The sequence below is a fragment of the Rothia sp. P5764 genome, from assembly GCF_048512965.1.
In the GTDB taxonomy this organism is placed as follows: domain Bacteria; phylum Actinomycetota; class Actinomycetes; order Actinomycetales; family Micrococcaceae; genus Rothia.
The window spans coordinates 509,410-522,331 of the sequence record NZ_JBLXXQ010000001.1 but is presented as its reverse complement, the minus strand read 5'-3'; the positions used below and the strand labels follow the sequence as shown (position 1 = coordinate 522,331).

9 protein-coding genes are annotated in these 12,922 nt (G+C 58.0%); 5 read left to right on the top strand and 4 right to left on the bottom strand.

All coding sequences use genetic code 11. The features are described from left to right. The first annotated feature begins 22 nt into the window (after window positions 1-22). Window positions 23-1,216, top strand: coding sequence for a glycosyltransferase 87 family protein (locus ACN08Y_RS02390; RefSeq protein ID WP_419111730.1), 1,194 nt, complete (start codon window positions 23-25; stop codon window positions 1,214-1,216). A gap of 6 nt (window positions 1,217-1,222) precedes the next feature. On the opposite strand, the gene ACN08Y_RS02385 is transcribed toward ACN08Y_RS02390, so the two are convergent. The 3 genes from ACN08Y_RS02385 to ACN08Y_RS02375 are packed head-to-tail and all read right to left on the bottom strand — an operon-like array spanning window position 1,223 to window position 6,450. Continuing rightward, the gene (locus ACN08Y_RS02385; RefSeq protein WP_419104153.1) at window positions 1,223-1,864 is read right to left on the bottom strand and encodes a recombinase RecJ; all 642 of its coding nucleotides are present in this window, start codon (window positions 1,862-1,864) and stop codon (window positions 1,223-1,225) included. Window positions 1,865-1,901: 37 nt separating this feature from the next. Then, window positions 1,902-2,639: a hypothetical protein gene (locus ACN08Y_RS02380; RefSeq protein WP_419111729.1), complete on the bottom strand. Its 738-nt coding sequence runs from the start codon at window positions 2,637-2,639 to the stop codon at window positions 1,902-1,904. A 1-nt stretch (window position 2,640) separates the two neighbouring features. Beyond that, a complete protein-coding gene (locus ACN08Y_RS02375; protein WP_419111728.1) occupies window positions 2,641-6,450 on the bottom strand; it encodes an AAA domain-containing protein in 3,810 nt (1,269 codons plus the stop codon). A 622-nt stretch (window positions 6,451-7,072) separates the two neighbouring features. Between ACN08Y_RS02375 and ACN08Y_RS02370 the strand changes: the two genes are divergently transcribed. Continuing rightward, the gene (locus ACN08Y_RS02370) at window positions 7,073-8,194 is read left to right on the top strand and encodes a CAP domain-containing protein (RefSeq protein ID WP_419111727.1); all 1,122 of its coding nucleotides are present in this window, start codon (window positions 7,073-7,075) and stop codon (window positions 8,192-8,194) included. Between the two features lie 57 nt (window positions 8,195-8,251). Here the strand turns inward: ACN08Y_RS02370 and dacB are convergent, their stop codons facing one another. After that, entirely contained in the window at window positions 8,252-9,652 is a 1,401-nt protein-coding gene (gene dacB, locus ACN08Y_RS02365; RefSeq protein ID WP_419111726.1) for a D-alanyl-D-alanine carboxypeptidase/D-alanyl-D-alanine-endopeptidase, read from the bottom strand. A 247-nt stretch (window positions 9,653-9,899) separates the two neighbouring features. Between dacB and ACN08Y_RS02360 the strand changes: the two genes are divergently transcribed. The 3 genes from ACN08Y_RS02360 to tilS all read left to right on the top strand — a co-directional run bounded on the left by ACN08Y_RS02360 (window position 9,900) and on the right by tilS (window position 12,848). Continuing rightward, window positions 9,900-10,385 carry an inorganic diphosphatase gene (locus ACN08Y_RS02360; protein WP_419111725.1) on the top strand — a complete coding sequence of 162 codons (486 nt, stop codon included), beginning with the start codon at window positions 9,900-9,902 and terminating at the stop codon, window positions 10,383-10,385. A 143-nt stretch (window positions 10,386-10,528) separates the two neighbouring features. Continuing rightward, window positions 10,529-11,674, top strand: coding sequence for a zinc-dependent metalloprotease (locus ACN08Y_RS02355; RefSeq protein ID WP_419111724.1), 1,146 nt, complete (start codon window positions 10,529-10,531; stop codon window positions 11,672-11,674). Further along, complete coding sequence (tilS, locus tag ACN08Y_RS02350) at window positions 11,658-12,848, top strand: tRNA lysidine(34) synthetase TilS (protein WP_419111723.1); 1,191 nt, start codon at window positions 11,658-11,660, stop codon at window positions 12,846-12,848. Before ACN08Y_RS02355 ends, tilS begins: the two co-directional genes overlap by 17 nt. The last annotated feature ends 74 nt before the right edge of the window (window positions 12,849-12,922 follow it).

Genomic DNA, 12,922 nt, shown 5'->3' with positions numbered 1-12,922 from the left:
ACCCGGAGCATACGGTGGAACCATGACGCTTAGAAGCAGATACGGGTTAATCGCTATCTGTCTGTTGGCTCTCGCTGTTGCCGGAGCGCGAATCGCTCTGCTGTCTTCTACACTGGTCTATGGGCCGGTTGACTACGGTGTTTACCGGGGTGTTGGGTCCTACCTGTTCGAGGGTGCCAACGTCTATGCGGAGAACATCGTCGGTGAGTATGTACCCCAGGGTCTCCCCTTTGTTTACACCCCTTTTGCCGCTATCCTACTGACCCCGCTAAGCTGGCTTCCTGAGCCTCTGGGCTTAGGTGTGTGGACCTTCCTCAACGCACTAGCCCTCGGCTTTATCCTGGCAAGCTCACTGAGGTATGTCCGACCCAACCTGGCGATTAAGTCTTACCTGCTATGGTTTACCGTTCTTTTCACAGGTTCTTTGGTCTCCAATGTTGTTGCCCAGCACCTTATCTTCGGGCAGATCAACCTCATCTTGGTCGCTCTCTGCTTAGCTGACATGACTCGCCCTCCGTCGCGCTACCTACCGCGCGGGGTGCTTCTGGGCATAGCTGCCGGAATCAAGCTCACACCAGCCCTCTTTATTCTCTTTTTTGTGCTGACCGCCCGCTGGAAACCTGCCCTGGTCGCATCGGCTACCGGCCTTGTAACCCTTGTGGTGAGCGCTGTTTTTCTTCCCGCTACCACCTTCAACTACTTCAGTTCGCGGCTGTTAGAGCTAGAAACAGTTGTTGATTTAGGCGAGAATTTTGCGACCTCTGGCAATAGCTCACTGCAGGGGATCAGCGAGCGGCTCTTCGAGACCCACTCTCTGTTCCTGCTTGCGCCCCTTCTGGTGGGAGTCCTAATCGCAACCTTTTGGTTGGCAGATCGCTTCATCAAGACTGACGATTTCCTGGCAGCCACCGCTTTAATCGGTGTTGCCACCTGCCTACTCTCACCTGTTTCGTGGCTCCACCACTGGACGTGGGCTTTCATGGAGATAGCTGTTCTAGCTCGCCACAGAGGGGCAGGCAGAGTATGCGCTCTTGTCTGGGTCTTAGTATGCCTCAGCCACCTCACAGATCTCGGAGACTTGGCCTCAGTAGCAGGGTGGCCACCGGTTCTGGTAGAGCTGATGAGAGCATCAATGGTGATCTGTGCTCTTTCCGCGCTGGCTCTCCTTGTGGGTAAAACTGTCCAGAAGAAAAAGTCGGTTGACCTGACAAGCTAGGTCGTTCTAGCGTCGGGGCCGCTGGTGGGTTCCCTGCGGGGCACGGTTGAGTTCATCCATGAGCTCGGCAAGCAGTGCGCGGGAGGCCAACTCCTCATGCCAGTAGGCCCTGACCAGGGTCTTACTGACCGCCTGGGAACTGATACCGAGCGCTGCCGCTACTGCCTTCTGCTGGCCACGTACCCCGGGCACAATCAGGTCAAGAACACGCCACTCTGCTTCGGTGCGGGCCGCTGCCACCCGGTAGAGCAGACGCAGGAGGCCGGTTACCCGGTCGGCGCGGACGGCGGAATCACCGGCGGCGTGCAGACAAATACCGCGCGGTGGTGCACCGGTCTGTGCCTGCTCAACGGCTGACCGCGACAGGCTCAAAGCGGGCCCCGAACACTCCGGGGTACTTACCGCTCCCAGGGCGGCGGCAAACCGGGGCTGGGCTAGCTCACCGACACCAATACCCACCCAAAAACTCGCCTGACGCGCCCCCAAGAGGGCAGCGGCTAGAGAATCCTCGCTGGTGGCAAATGCGCCCTGTAGCTCATCCGGGTAGGTCTGAGTAAACGCTACTGCCGGGTGCAACTGATCAAGGCGGGACTCCAAGGCGGCCAAGTCAGCATGTTTCGAACGTGCAATAAAGGTCAGTACAAACACAATTCTAAGTATGCCCTACTGAAAGCCCTATAGGGGGTTAGTTTTTGTCCCAAAAAAGGGTTTCAGCATCCACTCCGGCAAGAAAGAGTTCTTCTTCTAGCGGCCGCCGGCACTCTATCGGCAGGCAAATGCTGCTACAGGTCAGATCATAGCCCATATAGGCGACCATCCGATCAAAACCGGTTCGCTCCCGCGCCAGTTCTCGGCACAGACGGACTATCTGTTTAAGGTCAGGGGCAGAGCCAAAGACCCAGAAGGAGGTATTACTGGTCAGCTGGAAAAGCCCGAGCGGCTGATTACCGCCAGGGGTTTCCCGCACCCTCACCCAACCACCGGCAGGGTCTGGCTCACCGCCCCCCTCGTAGGGGGCAAGCGGGTCAATAGACCAAGCTCTAGAGCGTTCTAGCCAATCTGGTAGCTGGGGCATATAGAGGGTGTCATCGCAGTCTGCACCCCAGCTCGCGGCATTGAAAGCCCTAGCGTACATGGCAGACCAGAACTCACTACTGGTGCAATCCACACCCACGCTGTTGAGCTGGTCAGCCTGGCTGGGAAGATCGAACTGTTCGGCGGCGACGCTAAAGTTTTCGGGATTGGTCATAGAGAGATCAGCCAGGTAGGCCTGGTCCCAATAGGTGGGCCTGGTCCTGTAGCCTTGCTCGATGAGGCGCTCGTTAATGCGGTGCAGGTAGCGGGCTTCCCCCAGGGCCACGGTCTGACCCTCGAAGTGGAAGATGTAGGGGCCGCGTTTACGGCTGGTGGGTTTGAGGTTCACGTTAACTCCCGGTGGATGAGAAATCGGTCGTAGAAGCAGGCGGCGGAAGCGCAGGCAGGGATTGGGCAGCCTGTTCAAGTCGAATGAAAGCGCCGAGCTGGGCCAGGGATTCTGGGCTGGCAGGTAAGAAGTCGGTAAAACGGTCGGAGCAGACCACCACAGCCGCCCACATGCCACGGGACAGAGCGACATTCAACCTGTTGGGCGAGAGCAGGAAGTCTGTTCCGCGGGGGCTATCCCCGGCACTGGATGCTGCCATCGACATAATCACCACAGGTGCCTCCTGGCCTTGGAACTTATCGACTGTACCCACACGGACACCCTTGCCTTCTGCGTCAGTTAATCCTGACTCAACCAGAGCAGAACGAATCATATCTACCTGTGCGTTGTAGGCGGCAACAACAATGATGTCCTCGGGTTCTAAGGGGCTTGCCTGCTCTGGTTTCTGACGGTTAGGGGTCCACATCTGCCCCATAAAACTTCGCGCCAGAGAAATAACTTCGGCTGTTTCCTCGGGCGAGAAAGTGGAGTTTCCGCTGTGTTCCACAGTGCGCAGGTAGACTCCAGGTGCCCAACCGTCCAGGTGACGCTCTTCCCCCACGGGTGCAGAAATCAGCTTACCCTCGTAGGAAAGTTCAGATACCGGGGCGCAGAGAGCCGGGTGCATGCGCCAGCTCATATCCAAGAAATAACCGAACTCAGCAGGTAACACGGACCGGCCTGCAGAGAGCCAGCCCAGGGCTGACTCGTCCACGGGGTAGGGGTGGGCACCCTGGGTCACCTGGGGGAGCTGGGCAGGGTCCCCCAGGAGCAAAAGGTTCTTAGCGGACCGGGCCACCGCCAGGGTATTGGCCAGTGAGTACTGGCCGGCTTCATCAATGACCAGCAGGTCAAGACTTTCCCCACGGAACTTGCGGTCGGAGGCAAAGTCCCAGGCTGTGCCGCCAAAAATTCGGCCTCCGGGTTCGTCCATAAACCGAGTGACGTCCGCATTACTGACCTCCCGCCAGGGAAAGTCGGGGGTCTGGCTCTTACCCGCACCCTTGGCTACCGCATCGGGGTCAACCTGACCATTCTTGATACAGCCCAGGAGCATGTTCTCTACCACCGCGTGGGACTGGGCCACAATGCCCACCTTCCAGCCGGAGTCCACCAGCCTGCCGATCACATGTGACCCCACAAAGGTCTTACCCGAACCGGGCGGTCCCTGCACCGCCAGATAGGACCGCTTAAGCCGGCTCACTGCCCGGTAGATAGCCTGCGCCCCCGCCAGAGAGCCGTGGCTCTCCACGAACTCACTGGGCTGAGGTAGCTCACCACCGCCGGTCAGGCGGGGTGGGGTCCGCAGGAGCAGGTCGGTACCCGCTGACTGCGGTAGCTCGGGCAAAGACCGTGCAGTCCGCAAGGCAAGCTCAGCTAGCGACTGCTCCTGAGCACGTGTAGGAATAGGCTGGCCAGGAGTAATCGCCAAGGGAAGCTGAGCATAAGGACTGGCAGCTTCCTCCCCAAAACCCCGTAGGGTTTCCCGTACCGTCAGCTTTACTAGGTGCGGCTGACCGACCTGTTCCTCGGGAATTTCCGCAAGCTCCACAATCTCTGTATTAAATGCTCCCGCCCGTTCTGGCTCAACCGGCAGAACCCCCTCATGCAGAGCCGCATAGGTCAGAGCCTGCTGACGAGCCTCCACCTCCAGGAAAGGGGGAAAGGGACGCGCGTACATAGCAAACAGGTTACTGTTGCCCACCTTGACCGAAGACCCCGGAGCCAACCTTGCCACCCCGCTGAGCACACGCGAAACCGACCTGGCACCTTCGGGCTTATGCCAGTCACTCACGACAGACAGCCTGCCCAGCAGAAGAATGTCTCGGGTATCTTCCCAATCCTCCAGCGGGGCCGTGAGCCGGTTAAAGTGATCCCACCAAAACTGGCGGCGCTCGCGGCGGTGGTAGCCGGTCGCGGCGGCCACCATCGCGATAGCTTGCCTGGTGCCCTCTAACTGGGTGCCTTCTACCTGGCCCCCAGAATCAACAGCCTGTACAAACCGGCGGAGTTCGCGCTCTTCTGCGCTTTCATCTTCAGCTCGCCCAGCCTGCACCAGGAGGTCATTAACATCAACCAGGGGAGCAGGTTGGGCTAGCTCCTGATCAACGGAGCGGCCCGCCAGTCCAAGGAGCCAGGCCCGCAACTGGAGTAGAGAGAGGCCGGTGCGGTAGGAATCACGAGACAGAGCGGCCTCCATCGCTGATACCCGCTCAACCTGACCATCGGCCTGCGCCTGACAGTAGTCGGCATAGACGGTAGCGGGTATGTCGAGTTTCTCTTCTAGTCCGCTCAGGTAGAGCGGTTCCAGCGCTGCCAGGTCGGATGTCCCGGTGCTGACCCGCATAGCCCGCCGCATGACCTCGGACAGATCCACCAGCACGTTCTCCCGTTGGAGGTCGGTCAGGTAAGCCTCCCCGGAACCGTGCAGGGACACGAGTTCTTGGAGGGTAGCCAAGGTAGAAGCGCCAAAATAGTAGACCCTCAGCCCGGGGTGGAGCTGACGCTGGTGGTGAATCATGCTGAGGGCATCGGTCAGCAGACGGTTTTCCGCTGACCTGCTCTGCGCCCAGAAATGACTAAAACTGGGTTGCTCACCGGGATCTTCTGGCAGATGAACTGCCGCAAAAGAATAGGTGAGCCCCCACATCAGCACCGGGTTTGTAGCCTGCTCGTCGCGCCAGAAAGGATCGCTACGGAGGGATATAAAGAGATCTCCTGCGCTGGCACGGGGAAGCAGCCGCAGAGCCTGGCGAGGGAGAAGCTTGTAGGTGACCTCATCTTCGACACCATTACGGCGGAAAGTGGCTCGACCATCGGGTTGGGCTACCCCCGTTTGAAGAGCCGCCTGCTCCGCATAGCGGCGCACAAAGCCGGGGAGCTGCTTATTACCGGCCAAAGTCGCCAGCTCATCGATGGTGGTGATACCGCACCTTTCATAGATGACTTGCCGAGTGCGGGGGTTCATACCGGCGGTCAGGAGCATATCTCGGTGAAGACGCACCATTTCTAAGCAAATATCGCACCGCCCGCACCGGCTCAGAGCTGGCCCCAACCCTTGAGTCTGCCAGCTCACCGGAGCCTGGCCCTCTAGTCGATGGGCGGCGGTGAGGGACTGAAAGCGCTCTCGCTTCTCCTCAAAGACAGGGGTTATAGTTGCCAGCTCGTGCAGAGATTCAACACCGTTGCCCAGAATCAAGGAAACCTGAGGGTCAAGGCTTATACCCTCACGGTGGAGCTGGTCTGCATAGGCAGCTAGCTGAAGGAGGGCGGGCACACGGGCAGTACGAGCCAGTTTGCTATCAACTACACGATAGGTACCGTTTTCTTGTTTAACCAGAAAGTCTGCTCGCCCGTGGAACTCCCCATCAAAGAAAGAAGCCTGGAAGACCACATCTGCACCTGCATGCAGGGCCATGAGGGTCTCATCTCGCTTGGCCTGCAGATCTTGCCTGCTGTAGCTGGTGGGTGGCTCAACCTGGTAGACACCGCTCCCTGTCAGCTCGTTCCAGGGGCCATACTGGTTAAGGAAGTCTGCCAGCACTCTTTCTTCATGGGCTTGGCCAAGGGCGGCGGCGCGGGATCGCTGTATATTTTCGCTTATCTCTATACGGGGAAGCCGGCCAAGTGCCTGATCGAGAGCGTAGAGAGTAGCAAACTGGCATTGGGCAGATAGAACTATATCTGTGGCTGAGTAGATGAGGTCTTGCCCGACAGGTTCAAGCCGCGCCTCTTGCTCTGCATAGGTAGTTTCTGAGTCAATAAAGAACATCTTGCTCCTTGGGTTTCCTGTACCCAAGGCTAGCAAGGGTGGCTGACAGTTTAAGCGTCTGGGTGCCATCAAAAGGTTCGGACCAATGCTATAAACATGGAACACTTGTTCTAATAATTTACTAATTGGTATCGAACATAAACTTAGAGACAATAACTCCTTTTATCAAACGGGATAAACACGTAATCCCTTGAATGGCTATGTCCTGCGCCACGAATCAATGCTTTCGGGCACCCTGTGGGTTGAATTGGGGGTGCCTTTATTTTGTTAAGCAGTTGTTGAAGCGGGAAATATTGATTGTGCGGAGCTTCGATGTTCTCGCATGTCAAGGGCTTATTGGCCTGCTTGAGAGGTGCGGTTTTGTATAGTCGCCACGCGGAAGTAGCTTTAATTTTTTGGTTAATTACCGTCTGCCAGGAATATATGTATAACTGCAGATTATTAGGCCCTGAAAAGGCAAAATACTCTCCAGGAGTCTTCTTCTGCGATTGGGGAGCTCTGAATGATTATGGTTCTAGACTCAAAAAATCATGTGAAAAGAGTAAAAATCAGGTCACGATTCTATAAAGTTGTGTTCAGAAAATTTATCTGCTCACTCATTGCACAAGAAAAAGGAGCCAGCATGAAGAGTCTTCTTAAAACTGCACGCGCAGTTCGGCCCACTCGTCGACAGGCTGCAATCCTTACTCTCTCCGGCCTGGCTGCCGGCTCTGCCATGACTTCCGCCTCAGCCGCTGCTTCAGATATCCGTAGAGTATCTCACGACCGGCTTGCTGCCGATCAGCAGACCCTACTCGACCTTATTAACGCCTACCGTGCCCAGTATGGGCTAGCTCCGGTTAAGCACTCGGCGACCGTTGCAGGAGTTATGGAAGGCGAGGCAATCCGCCAGTTCAAAGCGGGTTACTTCTCCCACGGTACCGAATTTATTTACAATGCTAAGGTTCAGGGCTATAGCTTCGTTCGTGAGGTTATTGCCCTCTCCTACAATGACGACCTCAACCAGCTCCTGAACTTCTGGAAGAGCTCTCCCCCTCACCGCGCTGCCATCCTATCCCCCTACGCAAACGTCATCGGTATTGGCTTCTGCTACGGCTACGGCAGCTCACTGCCTTGGCGTGTACTGGGCAATGTGGGTATCTACCGCTACGAATCAGGCCGCGGCCCCAACGACTACGTTTCTACCATCACCGCCACTGAACCGGTAGGGCCAGTACCCGAACCGACTGAAGACAGTAGCTTGGTTAAGGGTGTCATTGGGCAGTACTACTACCAGCACGGTGGGGAAGGTGCTTTTGGGCAACCGCTAGGTGAGCAGTTCGGTTCAGTAGGTGGGGGCCTCATTCAGAACTTCTCCAAGCACCAAACCATCTACTGGTCCCCCCAATACGGAGCCCAGCACGTCTACTGGCCCGGTGCGATTGGTAATAAGTTTGCCCGGAACCGGTACGAATTTAACTGGGGCTACCCCATGAACTCTGAGTACAGCTACATGGGCAGTATGCGTCAAGATTTTGCGCGCGGAGGTTACGTGACTTCTGTCTACTGGACCCCGCGTACAGGGGCACGTGCAATTGCTGGTCGGGGGGCAATCTCTCGTCGTTGGTATGCCATGGGCGGCCCTAGCGTTTTAGGTTTCCCTGTTACCGACGAGACTCGCTGGGCCGATGGGGTAGTTCGCGTCACCTTTGAAAGTGGTACTACCATCAACTGGACCTGGCGCAGCGGAACCTGGGTGAGCTAAGACCGGAACGGCCAAGGAATAAAACCCGCACCTAGACAAGTAGGTGCGGGTTTTTGTCTAGCGGTCGGTGAGTGTAGCGGCAAATCGGTCTATCGTGCTCTTAGCGGCTCTTGTATCGTCAAGATCGTTCATGATGACGGAGAAGACCAGCACCCGCCCTGAGCCGGTGACGGTGTAACCGGTGAGTGAGAGCACGCTGTTGAGTGTGCCCGTCTTTGCTCTCACCAGGCCGCGGCCTGCGGCCTCATCGGCATCGTTGAACCGGGTAGCTAGGCCTAGCGTTCCGCTATAGCCTGCAACGGGGAGCCCTTCAAGGGCAAGGCGTTCGGAAGCGCTGCCTGTGACCGCCCGCAGGGTTAGCTGGGTGAGCAGGTCGCTGCTGACCCGGTTATTCATGGAGAGGCCACTGATATCTTTTTGGGTGTATGAGGTGGGTAAACCAGCTTCAGCCAGAATAGTTCTGACGGCATCAATGGCACCTCGGGTAGAGCCGTCACCGCCTGTGACCACCGAGAGATTACGGCCCAGGTTTTCAGCCAGGCTGTTATCCGATTCCAGCATCATATGCGCTGACTGCTCAGCTAGGGTAGCTGATTCTACCGCTGCCAATTCTGTTCCTTGAAGGTGTTCCTCGGTGGTGATCCCGGCCGTAAAGCTCAGCCCTTCTGCCTGGCCCAGCCGGTTCAGGGCTGCTATGAAGCTCTGGTGGACCTCTGCGGGGGCATTCTTGGGGCGGTTGGTGCTGGCGGCTGAGCCGTCTGCTGTGGGGGAGTAGTGGGAGTAAAAAGCCAGGGGTGTCACGGCACTGATAAAACCTGACTCAATATCCTCTTGGGCCCACTCACTGTTAAAGGAGTCCCCAGTAAAGACCCCTGTATCAAGGTTGACGGTCAAGCTCTGCTTGGTGGTTCCTTGAGCCTTGAGGGCATCGATAGTGCGCTGGGCGAGAGTCTCAATGCCGGCGTGACCGACAACAGCGGTGGGGTTTGATTCGCCGGGAACCAGGAGACTGTCACCGCCGGAGACCAGTGTTAGGGTAGCGGGGTCGTTGAGCTCAACAGAGGTTTTGAGGCGAGCTTGGGGCGCGGTTGCCAGGACGGCATAGTCCACCAGGAGCTTCATATTCGATGCGGGGATACGAGATGCCTGGGCATCGCGGCTGTAGAGTACCTGCCCACTTTCGGCATCAACTACCTGGGCTGAGACTGTTCCTTGGCCTAACGAACCCAGAACCTGGTCAATATCGGCCTTTAGAGTCGCAGTATCTACGGGGGTGCCAGCCGATACCGATTCAAGATCGGGTTGGGTGCTCTCAAGGGTGGGGGCTAGGGCCTGCTGCTGAAGACGGTCAGCCTCTTGCCAGCGGGGGAGTGCCCACATGCCCGCTGCGCTGCAACCGGCAATCAGCATACCGGTCAGTGCCCAAGCCAGAAGCGGGCGTTGGCGAGAAGCAGTCATATAACCTCCGTATGTTTCGGTCCCTTAGCGCAGATGCGTGTCCTCTATATAGGTTATATGTAGCGGGCGTAAGCTACCGGCTGGCTTGCCCGGCCTGCTATGACAAACCGTTCCCGCGTAATACGGGTGACACCAGCGCGCCTATCAGGGGAAAAACACTGAGCATGCCTGTTCTCGGATAGACTAATAAGCTGGACCGGCCGCTCTTATGCGGCCCTTTGTACACCACTCAACCAGGAGGTTCCCCTTGGAACTCGATGTCACTATTGAAATTAACCGTGGTTCCCGCGTCAAATACGAAATTGACCACGAAACCGGCCGTCTGCGTCTGGACCGCGTACTGTTCACCTCCATGCAGTACCCCACCGCCTACGGCTACTTTGAGAACACCCTCGGTGAAGACGGCGACCCGCTGGATGCCATGGTCATTCTCGATGTTGACCTTGTTCCCGGCGTGCTGGTTGAAGCACGCCCCATCGGTGTCTTCCGTATGACCGACGAGGCCGGTGGCGACGATAAGGTTCTGTGTGTACCCGCTGACAAGCGCTATGACCATATTCAGGAAGTCGGCGATGTTGCCGATCAGCTCAAGGACGAAATCAAGCACTTCTTTGAGCGCTACAAGGACCTGGAACCCGGCAAGTGGGTTAAGGGTGAGGGCTGGGAAGACCGTGCCTTTGCCGAGAAGCTGGTTGCAGAAGCCCAGGAGCGCTTCAAGCAGGAAGGCCACTAAGGCCTCTCTGTCTCTTACAGGGGAAACCCTAGAAGAGCCAAGGTTAAAGACCTAGATATTCAAGCCCATTGTGAGCCCAGGGGGACTGGCCACAATGGGCTTGATGTTTATGCGGTGAAATCAACCCGGTAAAGTGGGTTCTCATGAAGGCATCATCTAGCCCCGCTAAGCTCCCCGTCAATCTCTCTCTGGCCCACAAGGTCGCTGGTTTCCTGGCCCCGGCTGGCCCCCGTGCGGAGGCCGCGGCAAAGCGTAAGGCCGTCGAAGAAATGCGGTACGCGGCGGTAGCAGCTGTAGACCATGTGTACGCCATTACCGGCCTTGAGGCAGCCGCCAACCTGCACGATTCTGAGGTTCTGGTCCTTGACCGCCCCACCTGGGTTAAAGCTAATACCCAATCCTTTGACGTGATGCTGGGCCCGATTGCCCAGGAGGTACTGGGAGAGCGACTGTCCCGCCTATCGAGCCTTGAACAGGCCTTCACTGAGACCGGTGGAGCAGCCGAGCTAGGTGGCGTCTTGGCTTTTCTTTCGACCCGTGTGCTGGGCCAGTACGACCCCTTTGCCGCTCTTGCCGGGCACGGGCCAAGCGGCGGCCGCCTGATGATCGTAGCGCCCAACCTGATGATGCTAGAAAAAGAGCTGAACCTTGACCCGACAGATTTTAGGCTCTGGGTTGCTCTGCACGAGCAGACCCACCGGGTTCAGTTTGCCGCCGCCCCCTGGCTCCGCGACTATCTGCTCAACCTCATTCACCAGCTGGGGCATGAGCTGGGCCAAGCGACCGATAACCTGCCCGAGCGGATTGCCTCCGCCGCCACCGGCACGGTGCGTAGCATGAAAGAACACCAGGCCCCTGGGGAAGGCAAGGAACCCCGCCCCGCCGGGGCCACCCTGCTTCTGAGCGACCGGGGGCGTGAGCTCATGGAGGCAGTAACCGGTGTGATGAGCCTGATGGAAGGCCATGCCAATGTGGTGATGGACTCGGTCGATGCCAGCATCGTCCCCAGCGTCAAGACAATTCGCCGCCGCTTTGAACAGCGGAGCAATAACCAGGGTTTCTTCCCGCGTTTTATGAGCAAACTTCTGGGTATGGATGCCAAGCTGGCCCAGTACAAGAACGGGCAGAAGTTTGTGCAGGCTCTTGTTGACCGGGTGGGTATGGACAGCTTCAACCGTATCTGGGAGGGCCCCGAGAACCTGCCCACGGTCAAAGAAATTCATGAGCCTATGCTCTGGGTTGAGCGGGTCCTTGGGCAGGAGACTAAGGCTGATGGCCAAGATGCGTAAGAGCCGCCTGAACCCGGTGGTGGGGGCCGCCCGCCGCGAAGTGGCCCGCGTCCTGGACAGTATTTTTGGTGTAGGCACAGTTGCACCCACCGGTAGTGCACCGTCTACCGGCGCTGAAAACGCCCCCCTTATCCTTGCCGCTGTGAGTGGTGGCCCCGACTCCTTGGCTCTGGCTAGCCTGCTGGCGCATTTCAACCGGCGGGGCGATATCCGGGTGGGGGCTATCGTGGTAGATCACCAGCTTCAAGCCGGCTCAGCGGAGGTCGCCGCAGACACCGCCCAGACACTAACAGGTATGGGCTTGAACCCGGTACTGGTGCGTACCGTTCAGGTAGCAGAGAGTAAGGAAGGCCCCGAGATGGCCGCCCGCCTAGCCCGCTACGGCGCCTTTAAAGAGGCTGCCGCTGAAACCGGCGCTGGGGCCATAGCCCTGGGGCATACTCTCGACGATCAGGCTGAAACTGTTTTGCTGGGTCTAGCCCGGGGCTCCGGAACCCGTTCCCTGGCAGGTATGCCTGTCTGGCGGCAGGACGGAGGCACCGGCTACCTGCGCCCCCTGCTGGCCCTGCGCCGGGCAGATATCGATCAGATTTGCCGGGCTGAGGGGCTAGAACCCTGGAATGACCCCACCAACACAGACCAGAGTTTGATGCGGGCTAAGGTACGGCACAGTATTCTGCCCTACCTTGAAGAGCACCTAGGCGGTGGCGTTGCCCTTTCCCTGGCGCGAACCGCCGCAATCACCGGTGCAGATAGCAACTACCTGGACCGGGCCGCCCGCCAGGCCCTGGATAGCGTACTGGTGAGAGCAGAGGAACTAGCGCCTACCCCCCAAGAACTTGACCAACGGCTAGCACCGGCACTGGCCGTGCCCCTAGACGGCTCCCACCGGTGTGTCTTCCTTGACCGGGCTAGTCTGGCCGATCTGCACCCAGCCCTGCGTACCCGCGTCCTAGCCCTGGCTCTGGCGCAGGCTGGGGGTCAGTCCGTTAGTTTTGAGCGCTTGGCCGCCCTAGAAACCTTCACCCGGGAACATTCTGTGGCAGGGCCACTCCAGCTCCCTGGCCACGTTAAGGCTTATCGCCGCCGCCCCGGCCTTACCCTCAAGCGGGGACGACAAGAAATAAACCTCAAGAAAACCGGCCTCATCGTTTTACTCAACACCGCCCCATAAACCATACTTAAGAGTGAACGTATGCCTTACCCAATCCCCACGGTAGGGTACTTTCCTCTTTTACCCCAGCAGAA

Bases quoted from the DNA above. Each gene is read 5' to 3' on its own strand.
- ACN08Y_RS02390 (WP_419111730.1), top strand. From the start codon at position 23: ATGACGCTTAGAAGCAGATACGGGTTAATCGCTATCTGTCTGTTGGCT.
- ACN08Y_RS02375 (WP_419111728.1), bottom strand. From the start codon at position 6,450: ATGTTCTTTATTGACTCAGAAACTACCTATGCAGAGCAAGAGGCGCGG.
- ACN08Y_RS02370 (WP_419111727.1), top strand. From the start codon at position 7,073: ATGAAGAGTCTTCTTAAAACTGCACGCGCAGTTCGGCCCACTCGTCGA.
- dacB (WP_419111726.1), bottom strand. From the start codon at position 9,652: ATGACTGCTTCTCGCCAACGCCCGCTTCTGGCTTGGGCACTGACCGGT.
- ACN08Y_RS02355 (WP_419111724.1), top strand. From the start codon at position 10,529: ATGAAGGCATCATCTAGCCCCGCTAAGCTCCCCGTCAATCTCTCTCTG.
- tilS (WP_419111723.1), top strand. From the start codon at position 11,658: ATGGCCAAGATGCGTAAGAGCCGCCTGAACCCGGTGGTGGGGGCCGCC.